General features: G+C 73.0%; 19 protein-coding genes. 13 read left to right on the forward strand and 6 right to left on the reverse strand.

Annotation, left to right across the window (positions count from 1 at the left end; translation table 11 throughout):
• Nucleotides 1-78 precede the first annotated feature (78 nt).
• From IEZ24_RS13180 to IEZ24_RS13195, 4 genes are all read left to right on the forward strand, one after another.
• Nucleotides 79-918, forward strand: a complete 840-nt coding sequence (locus IEZ24_RS13180; RefSeq protein WP_129454533.1) for a PhzF family phenazine biosynthesis protein — start codon at nt 79-81, stop codon at nt 916-918.
• 87 nt (nt 919-1,005) lie between these two features.
• Nucleotides 1,006-1,314 carry a hypothetical protein gene (locus IEZ24_RS13185; protein ID WP_129454531.1) on the forward strand — a complete coding sequence of 103 codons (309 nt, stop codon included), beginning with the start codon at nt 1,006-1,008 and terminating at the stop codon, nt 1,312-1,314.
• 178 nt (nt 1,315-1,492) lie between these two features.
• Nucleotides 1,493-1,681 carry a hypothetical protein gene (locus tag IEZ24_RS13190; RefSeq protein ID WP_129454530.1) on the forward strand — a complete coding sequence of 63 codons (189 nt, stop codon included), beginning with the start codon at nt 1,493-1,495 and terminating at the stop codon, nt 1,679-1,681.
• Nucleotides 1,682-1,722: 41 nt separating this feature from the next.
• On the forward strand, nt 1,723-2,016 hold the full coding sequence (locus IEZ24_RS13195; protein WP_129454529.1) for a hypothetical protein: 294 nt from the start codon (nt 1,723-1,725) through the stop codon (nt 2,014-2,016).
• Here IEZ24_RS13195 and IEZ24_RS13200 read toward each other — a convergent pair.
• Nucleotides 2,013-2,663, reverse strand: a complete 651-nt coding sequence (locus tag IEZ24_RS13200; protein WP_129454527.1) for an SDR family oxidoreductase — start codon at nt 2,661-2,663, stop codon at nt 2,013-2,015. The two genes, IEZ24_RS13195 and IEZ24_RS13200, sit on opposite strands and share 4 nt — an antisense overlap.
• Before the next feature lie 340 nt (nt 2,664-3,003).
• Between IEZ24_RS13200 and IEZ24_RS13205 the strand changes: the two genes are divergently transcribed.
• The 4 genes from IEZ24_RS13205 (at nt 3,004) to IEZ24_RS13220 (ending at nt 5,274) form a co-directional block, all read left to right on the forward strand.
• Nucleotides 3,004-3,321 carry a hypothetical protein gene (locus IEZ24_RS13205; protein ID WP_165356046.1) on the forward strand — a complete coding sequence of 106 codons (318 nt, stop codon included), beginning with the start codon at nt 3,004-3,006 and terminating at the stop codon, nt 3,319-3,321.
• Nucleotides 3,322-3,404: 83 nt separating this feature from the next.
• A complete protein-coding gene (efp, locus tag IEZ24_RS13210) occupies nt 3,405-3,968 on the forward strand; it encodes an elongation factor P (protein ID WP_129454524.1) in 564 nt (187 codons plus the stop codon).
• Nucleotides 3,969-3,975: 7 nt separating this feature from the next.
• Nucleotides 3,976-4,386, forward strand: a complete 411-nt coding sequence (gene nusB / locus IEZ24_RS13215) for a transcription antitermination factor NusB (RefSeq protein ID WP_129454522.1) — start codon at nt 3,976-3,978, stop codon at nt 4,384-4,386.
• A 75-nt stretch (nt 4,387-4,461) separates the two neighbouring features.
• Nucleotides 4,462-5,274, forward strand: a complete 813-nt coding sequence (locus IEZ24_RS13220) for a DUF1206 domain-containing protein (RefSeq protein ID WP_129454520.1) — start codon at nt 4,462-4,464, stop codon at nt 5,272-5,274.
• Nucleotides 5,275-5,284: 10 nt separating this feature from the next.
• Here the strand turns inward: IEZ24_RS13220 and IEZ24_RS13225 are convergent, their stop codons facing one another.
• A complete protein-coding gene (locus IEZ24_RS13225) occupies nt 5,285-6,001 on the reverse strand; it encodes a TetR/AcrR family transcriptional regulator (protein WP_129454518.1) in 717 nt (238 codons plus the stop codon).
• A gap of 85 nt (nt 6,002-6,086) precedes the next feature.
• Here IEZ24_RS13225 and IEZ24_RS13230 point away from each other — a divergent pair, with 85 nt between their 5' ends.
• Nucleotides 6,087-6,941, forward strand: a complete 855-nt coding sequence (locus tag IEZ24_RS13230) for a S1 family peptidase (RefSeq protein WP_165356045.1) — start codon at nt 6,087-6,089, stop codon at nt 6,939-6,941.
• A gap of 6 nt (nt 6,942-6,947) precedes the next feature.
• On the opposite strand, the gene IEZ24_RS13235 is transcribed toward IEZ24_RS13230, so the two are convergent.
• Entirely contained in the window at nt 6,948-8,477 is a 1,530-nt protein-coding gene (locus IEZ24_RS13235) for an ATP-dependent DNA ligase (RefSeq protein ID WP_129454515.1), read from the reverse strand.
• 59 nt (nt 8,478-8,536) lie between these two features.
• On the opposite strand from IEZ24_RS13235, the gene IEZ24_RS13240 reads away from it, so the two are divergent.
• The gene (locus IEZ24_RS13240) at nt 8,537-9,151 is read left to right on the forward strand and encodes an FMN-binding negative transcriptional regulator (protein ID WP_129454513.1); all 615 of its coding nucleotides are present in this window, start codon (nt 8,537-8,539) and stop codon (nt 9,149-9,151) included.
• Nucleotides 9,148-9,759, forward strand: coding sequence for a hypothetical protein (locus tag IEZ24_RS13245; RefSeq protein WP_129454511.1), 612 nt, complete (start codon nt 9,148-9,150; stop codon nt 9,757-9,759). The genes IEZ24_RS13240 and IEZ24_RS13245 overlap by 4 nt, the downstream gene beginning before the upstream one ends.
• A 16-nt stretch (nt 9,760-9,775) precedes the next feature.
• On the opposite strand, the gene IEZ24_RS13250 is transcribed toward IEZ24_RS13245, so the two are convergent.
• Complete coding sequence (locus IEZ24_RS13250; protein ID WP_129454509.1) at nt 9,776-11,128, reverse strand: HNH endonuclease; 1,353 nt, start codon at nt 11,126-11,128, stop codon at nt 9,776-9,778.
• 119 nt (nt 11,129-11,247) lie between these two features.
• Here IEZ24_RS13250 and IEZ24_RS13255 point away from each other — a divergent pair, with 119 nt between their 5' ends.
• Entirely contained in the window at nt 11,248-11,607 is a 360-nt protein-coding gene (locus tag IEZ24_RS13255) for a hypothetical protein (protein ID WP_129454507.1), read from the forward strand.
• Here IEZ24_RS13255 and IEZ24_RS13260 read toward each other — a convergent pair.
• On the reverse strand, nt 11,604-12,275 hold the full coding sequence (locus IEZ24_RS13260; RefSeq protein WP_129454506.1) for a hypothetical protein: 672 nt from the start codon (nt 12,273-12,275) through the stop codon (nt 11,604-11,606). The two genes, IEZ24_RS13255 and IEZ24_RS13260, sit on opposite strands and share 4 nt — an antisense overlap.
• Before the next feature lie 71 nt (nt 12,276-12,346).
• The gene (locus tag IEZ24_RS13265) at nt 12,347-13,366 is read right to left on the reverse strand and encodes an App1 family protein (protein WP_165356044.1); all 1,020 of its coding nucleotides are present in this window, start codon (nt 13,364-13,366) and stop codon (nt 12,347-12,349) included.
• 170 nt (nt 13,367-13,536) lie between these two features.
• On the opposite strand from IEZ24_RS13265, the gene IEZ24_RS13270 reads away from it, so the two are divergent.
• Nucleotides 13,537-14,337 carry a resuscitation-promoting factor gene (locus IEZ24_RS13270; RefSeq protein ID WP_242498428.1) on the forward strand — a complete coding sequence of 267 codons (801 nt, stop codon included), beginning with the start codon at nt 13,537-13,539 and terminating at the stop codon, nt 14,335-14,337.
• Nucleotide 14,338: the final 1 nt, after the last annotated feature.

Here is a 14,338-nt window from a genome sequence, read left to right on the forward strand (position 1 = left end):
CGGGCGCCGGGAGACCATGACGTGAGAGGTCATGACGGCGCAGCCCACGCCTGATCGCTCGTCTGGTTGGATCGGCGCGTGCTTCCCTTCCGCCAGGTCGACGTCTTCAGTGCCGAGCCGTGGCTCGGCAACCCGCTCGCGGTCGTGCACGACGCCGACGGCGTCACCGACGCGCAGATGGCGGAGTTCGCGCGGTGGACCAACCTGTCGGAGACCACGTTCCTCTGCGCGCCGACCGACCCGGCCGCGGACTACCGCGTCCGGATCTGGACGACCGGCGGCGAGCTGCCCTTCGCCGGGCACCCGACGATCGGCAGCGCGCACGCGTGGCTGGAGGCAGGGGGAGTGCCGCACGGGGACACCATCGTTCAGGAGTGCGGCGCGGGCCTCGTCGACGTACGCCGCTCGCCCCGGCTCGGGTTCGCCGCGCCGCCGCTGCGTCGCTCGGGCCCGGTCGAGGCCGACCTGCGTGCCCGCGTCGTCCGTGCGCTCGGGGTCACCGACGACGCGGTCGAGGACATGGCCTGGATCGACAACGGTCCCGGGTGGGTCGGCGTGGACCTCGGCTCGGCCGCCTCCGTCGTGGCCGTCGAGCCCGACGTCGGCGCCTTCACGGACCTCAAGGTGACGATCCTCGGTCGATGGGACCCCGCTTCCGCAGCGGACCTGGGCGCCGACGTCGAGGTGCGCGCGTTCTACGCCGACGGCCGCGACTTCGGCGAGGACCCGGTCACCGGCTCGGCCAACGCCGGGCTCGCCCAGTGGCTCATCGGCACCGGTGCGCTCCCGTCGGCGTACACGTCCCGGCAGGGGAGCGTGATCGGCCGGGAGGGGCGCGTACGCCTCGAGGCGGCCGACGGACAGGTGTGGGTGTCGGGGGACGCGGTGACGCGGATCGTGGGCGAGGTCGACCTCTGAGGCGTCGCGTCCCCGACCCCGACGCGCGGGGAGTGCCGCCGTGGCAGGGCCGGATCGTCGGGGGAGCACGTCTGGCACACTCGGGTGATGGGACCTGGCCGTAGTCCGCACCGTGTCGCCGGGCGTCGCGGGCCCAGGTCGTGGGCGCTGCTCGGTGGCATCTCGGCACTCGCGCTGGTCGCCGGGGTGGCGGTGGCACTGCGGATGGGCCATCGCGAGGACGTCGGACTCGTCGTGCTGGTAGGCGTGATGCTGGTCGTCATCGTCGGTGGGGTCGTGGGCTCCACCGAGTCGTGGTCGTCCGCATCCGACCCCGACAACCGCCGCCCTGTTGTCGGACCACTCGGACGCGGCACCGACGCGGGGTGCGGCGGCGGCGACGTCGGCGGCTGCTGAGTCGTCATGGTCGCGCCTGGCCGGGATCGACCGGCACGGTTCGCGCCCCTCCCGCCCGATCCGGCCACGGGGCCCTGACTGGTCCAGACATGCGTAGTAATGCCGATGCCGGCTGTCGGACCGCCGAGCCACACTCGGGGGAGGCGGTCACGAGGTCGTGTCGCCGGGGGAGGGAACCATGAGGAGCGTCGTCAGCAGGAGCGCGCACGCCGACCAGCTCGAGGCCGAGGTCCGCGATGCCATGTGCTGCGTGCCGACCGACCGGTGCTGGGACTGCCAGGTCAAGCTGGGAGAGGTGCGGGCTGCGCGACGCGACGCGGTGCTCCACCGGCTCGGCACCGTACGCCCGAGGCGGTCGGTCCGGTGATCGTCCGCGACGGTGCGGCCGGGGCAGGCAGCGGGGGACGCGTGCCTCCGTCCGTCGTCGGCACCGGCAGGCGCGAGCGCCGCGAGGCCGCACGGGGGCGCGCTGCCCTCGAGTTCGGGGGACAGGCTGCGGCGGCGCTCGACCTGCTGGAGCTGCTCGAGCTCGCTTGGCACGACACCCGCGGTGACATCACGCCGCCCGCGGAGGTCGTCGAGGACGTGTGGCGGGTCGCGGGGGGCGACCTGGGCCGGCTCGCCTCGGCGGCGCGGCTCGCCGTCACCGACCGGCGGGAGCTGCGGGTGGCCGCCGACCGGGTGCGGGCGCTCGTCCCCTAGAGCGAGGCCAGCCAGTCCTCGATCGGGACGTCTCCGTCGCCGAAGACCAGGGTCTTCCGGTGGGCGCGGGTGTCGCCCAGCACCGCGAGGGCGACCTGCGCGACGAGCTCGCGCGAGGTCGTGTCGCCGTCCTGGAAGCCGGCGCCCGGGTTGACCGACCCGGTGGCCGGCTCGGTCGTCAGGGAGCCGGGGGCGAGGACCGTCCAGTCGAGGCCGGAGGAGCGCAGGTGCTCGTCGGCGGCGATCTTGGCGTCCTGGTAGGGCCGGAACGGGTCGTCCTCGGGCACGAGCGCGTCGGGCGTCGAGCCGGAGAACGACACCATCACGTAGCGGCCGACCCCGGCAGCCTTTGCGGCCTCCATCGACCGGATCGCCGCGTCGCGGTCCACGCCGTACGTCCGCTCGGGGTCACCGCCGCCCGCGCCGGCCGACCACACCACCGCATCCTGTCCGGAGAGCAGGTCGGAGAGCGCCGCCGTGTCCGCGTCCTCCACCGACGAGACGAGGGCGGTCGCCCCCGTCGCCTCGACGTCCGCGACGTGGTCGGGGTTGCGGATGACCGAGGTGACCTCGTGACCCGCCTCGACCAGCATCGGAGCCAGGAGGAGAGCGATCTTGCCGTGTCCGCCGAAGATGGTGACTCGCATGGGAGCGACGCTAGCGCGGCTACGGTGAACCGGTGCAGACCTCGACCCACGGCCTGACCATCGGGGCGACCGCGCACGCGCCCGGCCTCGCCCCGCGGCCGCTGCGCCGCGAGGACGGGGAGACGCCGGTGATCGTGATGGAGCGGATCCCCGGCGATCCGCTCGGTCCACGCCCGCTGACGACCGTGCAGACGGAGGCCCTCGGCGCGTCGCTGCGCCGGCTGTACGGCGTACCGGTCGAGCTGGTCCGGGAGGCAGGCGTCGGCCCGCGACGCCACGGCGCCGCCGAGCACGCGCAGGTGATGCGGGAGTGGCTCGCCGGTGACCACGACCTGGGGGAGTGCCTGGACCCGGTGCTGGTCGGCGAGGCAGTGGACGTGGCGCGGGCCTTCGTGGCCTCAGCGACCCGGCGTACGAGCTCGCCGACCGCGTCGAGCACATCGGCAGCCGCCTGCCCGGCGTGTACGACGTGCGGGCCCTGGCGGACGCGGTCGGCCTGGACGCCGAGGCCCGGGAGCGCCTGGAGGCCTACCGCCCGCTGTGGGCCGCGTTCTGGCTGGTGATGCTCCTGCCGGGCAACGGCGGGTGGCGGCGCAACCCGCGCGGCACCACCGAGGGGCAGGCCCGGCATTTCATGGCTCTCGCGGCCCGCGACTAGACTGGCGCGTCGGCGCCGGCCCCTGTGGCCGCGGCACCTGCACCTTGACACCTGGACACGCGACGAAGGCGGAGATCGAGCACATGGCAAGCACCAACGACCTCAAGAACGGCATGGTCCTCAGGATCGAGGGTCAGCTCTGGGCCGTCGTCGAGTTCCAGCACGTCAAGCCCGGCAAGGGCCCGGCCTTCGTGCGCACCAAGCTCCGCAACGTCGAGTCGGGCAAGAACGTCGACAAGACCTTCAACGCCGGCACCAAGGTCGAGACGGCCAACGTCGACAAGCGGACCATGCAGTACCTCTACAACGACGGCTCGTCCTACGTCTTCATGGACACCAGCACCTACGAGCAGCTCGAGGTCTCGCCCGAGGTCGTCGGCGACGCCAAGAACTTCATGCTGGAGAACCAGGAGGCGATCGTCGCCACCAACGACGGCCGCGTCCTGTTCATCGAGCTCCCCGCCTCGGTCGAGCTGCTGATCGCCGAGACCGAGCCGGGGCTGCAGGGCGACCGCTCGACCGGTGGTACCAAGCCGGCCACGCTGGAGACCGGTCACACGATCGCGGTGCCGCTGTTCATCACCACCGGCGAGAAGGTCAAGGTCGACACCCGCGACTCGTCCTACCTCGGCCGCGTCAAGGCCTGACGCAGACGTGGCAGCCCGTTCCAAGGCCCGCAAGCGCGCGCTGGACATCCTGTTCGCCTCCGAGCTCCGCTCGGAGGACCCGGTGGTGGCGCTCGACCGCGCCATCGAGGCCGGCGAGGGGCCGACCAACGACTACACCAGCACGCTGGTGCGGGGCGTGGTCGAGCACCGTGAGCGCATCGACGAGGTGCTCACCACCTACAGCAAGGGGTGGACCCTCAGCCGGATGCCGGCCGTCGACCGCAACGTGCTCCGCATCGGCGTCTACGAGCTCCTCTGGGGCGACGACGACGTGCCGGAGACGGTCGCCGTGAGCGAGGCCCTGCAGCTGGTGCAGGACCTCTCCACCGACGACTCGCCCGCCTTCGTCAACGGACTCCTGGGCTCGATCCAGCGCGACCGCGCCACCCTGGTCTAGGGCACGCCGGCGCCGGGCTCACCCTCAGGGGTCGGAGGGCTCGCGGCTTCGGTCGTCAGGTCCTAGGTTGAGCCCATGAACGCCTCCGACACCGCCGAGCAGGCCCACGAGAGCGACTGGCTCGACCACGCGATCCGGGCAGGGCTGGTGGCGTACGGCGTGGTGCACCTGCTGATCGCCTGGCTGGCCATCCAGCTGGCCCTAGGTGAGAAGGCGGACTCCGCCTCCAACAGTGGGGCGATGCAGTACCTGGCCGAGCAGCCGCTCGGCGGGGTGCTCGTGTGGCTGGTCGCAGTCGGCATGTTCCTGCTGGTGGTGTGGCGGCTGTTGGAGTTCGCCTTCGGCTACCGCGACGAGTCCGACGAGACGAAGCGGTGGCGCAAGCGCGCCACCTCGCTCGGCAAGGCCGTCATCTACGGCGCGATCGGGTGGAGCGCGGTGCAGACCGCGACCGGTTCCGGAGGAGGCAAGGGGGGCGGCACCGGCTCGACCACGGCGAAGCTCATGCAGCTCCCCGGCGGCCAGCTGATCGTGGGTGCGGTGGGGATCGCGATCATCGCCTACGGCGGCTCCCTCGTCTATCGCGGATGGACCGAGAAGTTCCGCGAGCACCTCGACGCACAGGGGCAGTCCGGCACGGACGGCTCGGCGTACGTCAAGCTCGGCAAGGCCGGCTACATCGCCAAGGGCATCTCGATCGCCCTGGTGGGCGGCCTGTTCGGCTACGCCGCGATCACGCACGACCCGAAGAAGTCCGGGGGCCTGGACCAAGCGCTGCAGACCGTGCTCGAGCAGCCGTTCGGCCAGGTGCTGCTGATCGCGATCGGCCTCGGCATCGCCTGCTACGGGGTCTTCTGCTTCGCCCGGGCCAAGCACCTGTCGCGCTGAGCGACGCGGCTCAGCGTCCGGGCGCCGCACCTGCGGGGGCACCGGCCGCCAGGGCCAGCGCGGTGGCGACCATGTGGTCGCGGACCTGCGCGGCCGTGATGCGGCTGATCCGGGGGACGCCCGGCTCCTCCTCGGCGACCAGCATCGCCACCCGGCCGAGCTGGAGGGTGCCGAGACCGCTGGCGTAGAGCATGTTGGCGAGCAGCTCGGGGTCCTCCACGTGGAAGTCACCGCTGCGCGCACCCGAGGTGATGGTGCGGGTGAGCACCGACAGGCAGCCGCTGATCGCCTGGCCGAGCCGGTACATCGCGGACTCGCTGACCTCCTCGAGCAGGTCACCGCCGGGGCGTCGCATGATCGACTGCGCGCAGTCGACGAACGCCGGGTGGGCCAGGCCGTAGTCGACGAAGGCGTCCACCAGGCGTACGAGCTGCTCGCGCGGGTCGTCGGTCGTCGCCGCGGCGTCCTGGAGCGCCACGCGCAGCTCGTCGAGGTACTGCACCAGCGTGAGGCTGAAGAGCTCCTCCTTGCCGGTGAAGTGGCGGTAGATGATGGCGCGGTTGATCCCGACGGACTTTGCGATGTCCTCGATCTGAGCGTCGCGGACGCCGCGCTCGTCGAAGAGCTGCCGGGTCGCCGAGATGATCTCCGCCTCGCGCGCCCGGCGGCGGGCGGCCGCGGAGCCGCCGCGTCCGGGGGCCGCGCTGGCCGTGGGGTCGGTGCTCATGGCGGCCAGTCTAGGGAGGGCGGCGGCGGTGCCCGGTCTGTGGTGGCTCGGCCTGACGTGGCACAGCGTGTGGTTCCATGCCGACATGCCGCTTCTCCGAGCCCGTCGGGCCGCATCGTCGGTCGCGCTCGCCCTGCTGGTGCTCGGTACGGTCCTGTCGCCGCTCCCCACGTCGGCGGCCCCCACGTCGACCAGTGCCGACACGGGACGGTTCGCAGGTACGGCGCGGCTGCCCGGCTGCTCGGGCGCGCTGGTGCGCTGGCCGGCCGCCCTCGACACCGACCGCGGCGTCGTGATCACCAACGGCCACTGCGTGCGGTTCCCGTTCCTGGGCGCCCGGGAGGTCCTCGTCGACCAGGAGAGGTGGACGCGCGTCGAGCTGCTCGACGGACGCGGCGAGGTGGCGAGGGCCGCGCGCGCCGTGCGGCTGGACTACGCAGCGATGTTCCGCACCGACCTCGCGGTGCTCACGCTCCGCGAGACGTACGCCGAGCTGGCGGGCGCAGGCGTCGCGCCGCTCACGCTGGCCGAGGCGGGGCCGTCTCGCGGCGACCGGATCCGGATCCCGTCGGCCTACTGGACCGAGCAGCGGGTCTGCGCCACCCGCGGCACGGCCTACCGGCTCCACGAGCGGGCGTGGGACTGGTGGCGCTCGATCCGGCTCCCGGCGCGGGACGGGTGCGCGATCCGCGGCGGCTACTCCGGCTCGCCGATCGTGTCCCGCTCGACGGGCCTCGTCGTCGGCATCGCCAACACCGGCTACGTCGGCGGTCGCCGCTGCATCGACTCCGCGTGCGAGGAGGACCGGCGCGGGCGGGTGCGGATGGTGCCGCACATGAACTACGGGCAGCAGACGTCGTGGCTGCTGGGCTGCCTCGACGGTGGTCGCGCGTTCGACCTGGACACGCCCGGGTGCCGGCTCGCGAAGCCGCGGGCCTGACTGGGCTCAGCCGGCCACGTGGGAGCGCACCATCTCGATCGTGTCGGCCTCGTGGGGCGCCTTGTCGTCGCGGTAGCGCAGGACCCGCGCGAACCGGAGCGCGAGTCCGCCCGGGTAGCGCGTCGAGCGCTGGAGGCCGTCGAAGGCGATCTCGACCACCTGCTCGGGTCGGACGTGGACGACGTGCCCCTCGCGGTGCGTCTCGAGGCCGAGGAACCGCTCGGTCTGCCAGGTGAGCATCTCGTCGGTCATGCCCTTGAAGGTCTTGCCGAGCATGACGAAGCCGCTCGGTGACGTCTCGTCGCGGGCGCCGAGGTGGATGTTGGAGAGCCAGCCCTCGCGCCGGCCCGAGCCCCACTCGACCGCGAGGACGACGAGGTCGAGGGTGTGGACCGGCTTGACCTTGACCCACGCGGACCCGCGGCGGCCGGCGGCGTAGGGAGCGGACAGGTCCTTGAGCACGACGCCCTCGTGACCGGCGGCGACCGTCTCGGTCGCGAACGCGTCGGCCGAGGCCGGGTCGGCGGTGACGAGGCGGCGTACGCGGTGCTGCTCGGGCACCAGGGCGTCGAGCGCGGCGAGCCGCTCGTGGCCGGGGGAGTCGAGCAGGTCGCGGCCGTCGACGTGGAGCAGGTCGAAGAAGTGGGGAGTGACGTCGCTCTGCCTGTCCTGGGCGCTCTCCTGGGCCGTGCGGCTGGCGGTGTCCTGGAAGGCCATCGGTCGCCCGTCGTCGGTCAGCGCGAGTGCCTCGCCGTCGAGGACGAACCGCTCGGCGGGGAGCGAGCGCGCGACCTCGACCACCTCGGGCAACCGGCCGGTGATGTCGTCGAGGGAGCGGGTCACGACGAGCACGTCGTCGCCCTCGCGGTGGACCTGGATGCGGATGCCGTCGAGCTTGGCGTCGATGGCGACCTCGGTCGTCCCGTCGGGGGAGAGGCCGGCCATCGCGGCCGCGACGTCGGGCGCGCTGGAGGCGAGCATCGGCATGACCGGCCGGCCGACCTCGAGGGTGATCGCGGCGAGCGCCGCCTCGCCCTCGAACGCGGCCCCGGCAGCCGCGACGGTCGACCCGGCGAGCATCGCGGCGCGGCGTACGGCGGCGAGCGGCACCTCGGCCACCACCGCCACGGCCTCCTGCGTGACCGCGTCGAGCGCGCCCTGGCGCAGGTTGCCGGTGACGACGGCCTGGAGCCACTTCTGCTCGGCGGGGGTGGCCCGCGCGAACAGGTCGACCACGGCCTCCCGGCGCGCGGTCTGCGACCCCGGGCCGGAGAGCCGCGACATGGCCTCGAACGCCTCATGGACCTCGAGCACGTCCAGCGACGGCTCGTCGGCCGGCGGCGGCAGGTCGCTGACGCCGCGCCAGCCCAGGCCCGTACGCCGCTGGCGCAGCGCGCCTCCGAGGTAGGACACCACGACCTCGAGCTCATCGGGCTCGACCCGGCCCAGCAGCTCGGCGAGCAGGACGACCTTGGCCTTGCGGGACCTGGTGGCGGACACCTCGGCGGAGGTCGCGACGAGCTCGGCGAGCAGCATGGGTCCATCCTGCCGCCCGCCACCGACAGCCGCCGCGCCCGAACGGGCAGGATGGGCCCATGCCAGACCCGCAGCTCTACGTCCCGCGCCTCAACGTGATGGACCCCGACGACGTACGTCCGTTCGTCGCCGCGGTCGGCACCGCGCAGCTCGTCACCGTGGGCGAGGACGGCACACCGGACGCGACCTTCCTGCCGGTGCTGTGGGAGGGCGACCGGCTCGTCGGGCACCTCGCCCGCGCCAACGCCCACTGGCGCCGGATCGTCGGGGGCTCTCCGGCGCTGGCGATCGTGACCGGTCCGGACACCTACGTCTCGCCGTCCTGGTACGCCACCAAGGCCGAGCACGGCAGGGTCGTCCCGACGTGGAACTACACGGTCGTCCACCTCCGTGGTGCCGTCACCGTCCACGACGACGCCGAGTGGGTCCGCGGGCTCGTCACCCGTCTCACCGAGCACCACGAGCAGCCGCGCGACGACCCGTGGGCGGTCACCGACGCACCGGCCGACTACGTCGAGAAGAACCTCCGCCCGATCGTCGGCGTCGAGGTCGTCGTCGGGTCGGTCGAGGCCAAGGCCAAGCTCAGCCAGAACCGGTCCGACGAGGACCGCGCCGGCGTCGCCGCCGGGCTGGTCGCGGACGGCCGCGATCCCGACGGCCTCGTGGCGCCGTGACCCGCGTCCGCGAACGCTTCACCGGCCGCATCGCCGGTGTCGGCAGCACCAGCGGGGTGCGGGTCGTCGTCGGCCGGTGGGACGCCTCGCCGTGGGGCTCCTTCGCGGACGTGATGGTCGAGGACGCCGCCGGCCACCGGGTGCTGCTCGCACCGGACGAGCGCGTGCGGGACTTCGTCGCGGCGACCTACGCCTTCGACGAGCACGTCATCGAGCCGGTCGCGGTCGAGGACACCGCTGACGGGTGGGCGGTCTCCACCCCGTCTCTGTCGCTGCGGCTGGTCGTCGGAGGCCGTACGCCGCTGGGCGCCGCGCTCGGCCTGGTGCCGGCGCGGGTCGCGACGTCCCCGGCCTGGTGCGCCGTCGTCGACCCCGTCGCCCGGGTCGTGATGCGTGGCGTACGGACCAACAGGACGGCCGGCAACGACCGGCGGGAGTGGTACGGCGCGACCTCGGTGCACGCCGTGACGGCGCTCTCCGGTCGGTGGCGGGGGAGGGACCTGGGCGCGCTCGCGCCTGTCGACCCGCCGTGCCGGTTCGGGTTCTCCAGCACGCCGCGGCGGCCGTCGGTGACGGGCGTGGAGACGACGATCGAGCGGCCGGGGTAGGCGCCCTCGTCAGCGCTCAGGCGGCGAGGGTGAGTGCCCGGGCCAGGCGGAGCTCGGCGGGTGAGTGGTCGGTGGCGCCGCAGCCGGGGAGGGGTGGCGCGGTCGACCGGAGAATGCGAAGGTGCTCGGACACGCCGTGGACCTCGTGCGGGCCGGTGTCGGGTGTCGCCACCCAGGAGGTCCAGCCCGGACTCTCCTTGACGTAGTTGCAGCGCTCGCAGAGCCCTTGCCCGTTGTGGGCGCTGGTGGATCCACCGTCACTCTCGCGGACCACGTGGTCGTGGTGGCGGATGGCGGCGTTGCAGCCGGGCGTGCGGCACAGACCGCCGTCGCGGAGGTCGAGGAGCTCGCCCAGGCCGGCCGGGAAGGCGCGGCTGGTCGACTCCATCGCGACCAGCGAGCGGTCGGCGGGGCGTACGAAGAGACGCCGCAGGGTGGCCTTCGCGGCAGCCGAGGCTGCCCGGACCAGGTCGGTGCACAGGGCGGCGGGCAGCCAGCCGATGCCCGGAACCTGCGCCGGCTCGCTGCCTGCGCCGATCAAGGACTCGACCGACACGACCAGGTTGACCCGGACAGGCATCGGCTCGACGGGGTCGTGGCCGGTCAGCCGGTGCACGAGCACGTCGGCGCGGACCTGCCCGCCGGTGCGCTCGTCGCCGGCGGCTCTCGCCGCAGCAGCCTCCTCGTCCAGGACCGCACGCACGGCAGCGAGGTCCTCGGCGGCCACGATCGCAGTGATGCGGCCGGTGCCGTCGTCGAGCTGGCGGGTGGTCACGTGCCGGTCGGCCCGGGCGCGGCGGTAGCGACGGGTCTCGGCGTCCGCGGCGATGGTGAGGCAGGAGCGCCGCACGGCCTGGCGGAGCTTCTCGTCACCGAGACCGGCGAGCCTGTCGGGAGTGCCGGCCAGGTCGGCGTCGACGGCGGCTCGCTGAGCGGGGTCGAGGTGGGCGACCGCGCGGGAGACGGCGAACGCCTGGTCCTCTCGGATCTCACCACGGCCCAAGGCGGCGTGCACGCCGGGCAGGTGGTCCCGGAGCCGACGGGAGAGCAGGACCCGCTGCTCGCCCTGGTAGGGGCTGGTGCGAGCGGCCAGCGCCACCTCCGCGCCGATCGACAACGCGCGACGGGGCCGCCGCCTGCCGTCGGTGGGAGTGTCCGCTGCGGCCTCTGCCGCGTCGGCGAACGCAGCGGTCGCCCGCACCTGCGCCGCGGCCGCGGCGGACTTGATCCGCTCGAGCGCCTCGACCTGGTCGAGCATCGCCACGGGCCCCTCGCTGGTGCCGACCTCGGCGAGCATGTCCGCCAAGGCGTGCAGCTCATCCGCGGACCAGTCGGGCGCGGCAGCAGGGGAGTCGGTGCTGACAGTCATACTGGTCGCCACCCCTTCCTGGACCTCCGCCAGTGCGAACAGGTGTTCGATTATGACCGATTACGAGTACAGTTGTCAAGTGCGTGACGTGCTGCGACAAGGACTCCTACACTTGTCCGATGGCGGACCTCGACGCTGTCGAATCGCGGATCTGGCGGCTCCTCGAGCCCTACCGGGACGAGCTGGAGGAGGCGACCATCTACGGCATGCCCTCCCTGCGGTGGCCCGGGTCCGGCGGCCACGACTACTTCGCGGCAGTGAAGCGGAGCGCCAACAAGGTCAGCCTCTACGCGATCGCGGTGGACACGTGGCCGGAGGCACTCCAAGGCTGCACGGCGAGGTTCCGGAAGTGCCGCACCGGCAAGGCGACCTTCTCGTTCCCGTCCCTGGACGACGAGCTCGCAGCGGAGCTCGAAGCCTTCCTGGAGCGGCTCTACCGGCCGTACCGCGAGCACCACGCGGGCCGGTCCGCTACCTAGGACGTGAAACCGCCGCCGGCTTCCCCGACCCGTTGCGCCGCGAACTCCGTGATCCGCCCCACCACTTCCGAGTCAAGTCCTGCGCACAGAGCGTCGAGATCGTCGACCACGAACGACTGGGCCCCACACCAGTCAGACTTCACGACCACGCCGTCAACGCTCCAGTGCGCGTTGCTGAAGCGTCCGGCCAGGACGAGCTGGACGCGCTCGGCGTTCACGGTGGAACCGTCCAGCAGCTCCGTCGCCTCGAACCCGCGCTTGTGCAGCTCCGCCGTCTGTGGGTCCTCTCCGGGCTCGCTCTCGTCGAACTGGACGTACGCCACGGTGTCCTCGTCGCCGCCGAGCATCTGTGCCACAACCAGGTGCTCGCCGTACCCGCCGACCGCGTCGGCGAGCTCCGGCGCCAGCGTCCCGTCCACGTGGACGGTGCCATCGGTGTCGCGCGTCCCCGAGTGCTGGCTCTCCGAGCCAGGTGACTCGTACGTGAACCGGCTCCACCGTCGGACATCACCGTCGTGATCGACGAGATGGTCCACGAGGTACACGGGAGCGTCCTCACCCATGCGGAACACGGTGCGCGTCCGCATCCTCCGCGGCTCCACGTGGCGAAGGATGGCGCCGCAGCGTCCGACATCCCCGTCGACGAAGGCGTGGTACTCGGTCTTCACAGGGTTCTCCTCGAGGTCATTGGCTGGCGAGACATCGAGGTACTGGCAGCTCGAAGGCACCCGTTCCAACGTCACAGCAGCCCGAGGCCCCGCGCGTGCCGGCGTACGGCGTCCGAGTCGGCCGCCAGCACGAACGGCACGTCCGAGCCCCACGTGTCCGACACCTTCTCCACGCGGCCGTCGCCCGGGTCGAGACGGACCTCCCGGATGTAGACCGCGAGGACCCGACCGGGGTGCTCGCGCACGATGTCGGCGTAGATCTCCGGGTCGTGCTCACCGGAGTCGCCCAGCAGGACGAACGGCAGGTCGGGGTGGAGGTCGAGGACCTCCCGGATGCGGTCGTGCTTCTGCTCGCGGCCCGCCCAGGTGCCGAGGAGGTCGCGCAGCAGCACGGGCCCGAGCGGGAAGCCGCGGTGGCGCAGGAACCCCACGAGGAAGGCGTGCAGGTTCCACGGGCTCGACGAGACGTAGAAGACCGGGTTCACGCCCGCGGTGAGGTCCCGGTAGAGCTCGACCGCGCCCGGGAACGGCGTGCGGGTGAGGGAGGAGCCGGTGAGGGTCTGCAGGATCATCCGGCCCACCCGCTGGACGCCGGTCTGGAGGATCGTGTCGTCGACGTCCGAGATGATCCCGAACCTCGCTCCAGCCGGCGGCACGCTCACCTCCACCGGAGTCGTGTGCGGCTCGGCCACGCCGCGGTAGTCCCCGCGGAGCTCGACGGTGCCGCGGGTCCACGGGCTCTCGAGGGCCTCGGGCGTGGTGGGGACGCGGACCAGGAAGTAGCCCTCCGCGTCCGTCACGGTGTCGACGATCGTCCCGCCCACGCGGACCTCGAGCGGGACCCCGGGCAGGTCGTTGGTCAGGAAGTGGCGCAGGGTGCGGCGTACGGCGGCTCCCACGCCCTCGCCGTCCACGGCCTCGCTCGCCACGGGGTTGTCGAGGACGCGTCCGCGGACGACCGCACCGCGGGGGCCGCCGTGGCCGATGTAGGCCTCGATCCTGAAGTGCTCGGGGAGCCTGGAGCGGGCCCGGCGGAGGCGGGCTCCGTCCCAGGCGCGCTCGGCTGCGACGACCACCCGACGAACGTCCATGGCCCCACCGTATGCGTGCGCCCGATTCGACATGCGGGCGCGATCGTGTTCTGGTGGATGTGCCGCAGGCAGTGTCCTCGCGCTGTGTCCTCGCCGTGAGCGAGGCGCCTCCGTCGCGAGGTGACGCACGCCGCGGCCCGTCGCCCCCAACCCCGTGAGGTCCGAAGCACGTGCGTGCCACCACCACACCCGCCCTGTCCGCCCGCTCCCTTTCAGCCGGTCTCGCCGTGGCCGCGCTCACCCTGGGCCTCCTGCCCGGCAGCGCTGCCGCCGAGGAGACCCGCGACGCCGTCGCCGTACGCGTCAAGGTGGCCGACCAGCCGCCCGTCGACGTGGCGACCGTGCCCCGCGTGTGGCCCGGCCAGCTCCTCGAGGCGCAAGGCGTCCCCGTGGACGGCAACGACCTGGTCGACGTCGTCCGCGACGGCCGAGAGGTCTCCGGCAAGCGCAAGCGCCTGCGCGCGGGTGACGTCGTACGCCTCACCGACGTGGTCAAGGAGCGCAAGACCAAGCGGACGTCGGTCCGCCGCGGCCTGGTCGAGGTCCCGACGACGAAGCTGGAGCCCGGCAAGCGCAAGGTCGTGCGCAAGGGGCGGCCCGGCGTGCGCCAGGTCGTCGCGGTCAAGACCCTGCACAACGGCGAGCCCGTGAAGTACCGCGTCGTCAGGACGAAGCTCCTCCGCGACCCGCGCCCGCGCCGCGTGCTCGTGGGACGCAAGCCGTACGCCGTGGCAGGCGCCGACGGCCTCAACTGGGGCGCCCTGGCCAACTGCGAGTCGGGCGGCAACCCGCGCGCGGTCAACCCGGCCGGCTACTACGGGCTCTACCAGTTCGACCTCGGCACGTGGCGCAGCGTCGGCGGCTCCGGCCTGCCGACCGCCGCGTCGGCGGGCGAGCAGACCTACCGCGCGAAGCTGCTCTACAAGCAGCGCGGACGCTCCCCGTGGCCCACCTGCGGCCGCCTGCTCTGAG

It is taken from the genome of Nocardioides ganghwensis (genome assembly GCF_014779655.1).
Lineage (GTDB): Bacteria > Actinomycetota > Actinomycetes > Propionibacteriales > Nocardioidaceae > Nocardioides > Nocardioides ganghwensis.

Coding starts and splice junctions, on each gene's coding strand:
- IEZ24_RS13185 (WP_129454531.1), top strand. CDS start 1,006: ATGGGACCTGGCCGTAGTCCGCACCGTGTCGCCGGGCGTCGCGGGCCC.
- IEZ24_RS13190 (WP_129454530.1), top strand. CDS start 1,493: ATGAGGAGCGTCGTCAGCAGGAGCGCGCACGCCGACCAGCTCGAGGCC.
- IEZ24_RS13200 (WP_129454527.1), bottom strand. CDS start 2,663: ATGCGAGTCACCATCTTCGGCGGACACGGCAAGATCGCTCTCCTCCTG.
- efp (WP_129454524.1), top strand. CDS start 3,405: ATGGCAAGCACCAACGACCTCAAGAACGGCATGGTCCTCAGGATCGAG.
- IEZ24_RS13220 (WP_129454520.1), top strand. CDS start 4,462: ATGAACGCCTCCGACACCGCCGAGCAGGCCCACGAGAGCGACTGGCTC.
- IEZ24_RS13225 (WP_129454518.1), bottom strand. CDS start 6,001: ATGAGCACCGACCCCACGGCCAGCGCGGCCCCCGGACGCGGCGGCTCC.
- IEZ24_RS13230 (WP_165356045.1), top strand. CDS start 6,087: ATGCCGCTTCTCCGAGCCCGTCGGGCCGCATCGTCGGTCGCGCTCGCC.
- IEZ24_RS13235 (WP_129454515.1), bottom strand. CDS start 8,477: ATGCTGCTCGCCGAGCTCGTCGCGACCTCCGCCGAGGTGTCCGCCACC.
- IEZ24_RS13240 (WP_129454513.1), top strand. CDS start 8,537: ATGCCAGACCCGCAGCTCTACGTCCCGCGCCTCAACGTGATGGACCCC.
- IEZ24_RS13250 (WP_129454509.1), bottom strand. CDS start 11,128: ATGACTGTCAGCACCGACTCCCCTGCTGCCGCGCCCGACTGGTCCGCG.
- IEZ24_RS13255 (WP_129454507.1), top strand. CDS start 11,248: ATGGCGGACCTCGACGCTGTCGAATCGCGGATCTGGCGGCTCCTCGAG.
- IEZ24_RS13265 (WP_165356044.1), bottom strand. CDS start 13,366: ATGGACGTTCGTCGGGTGGTCGTCGCAGCCGAGCGCGCCTGGGACGGA.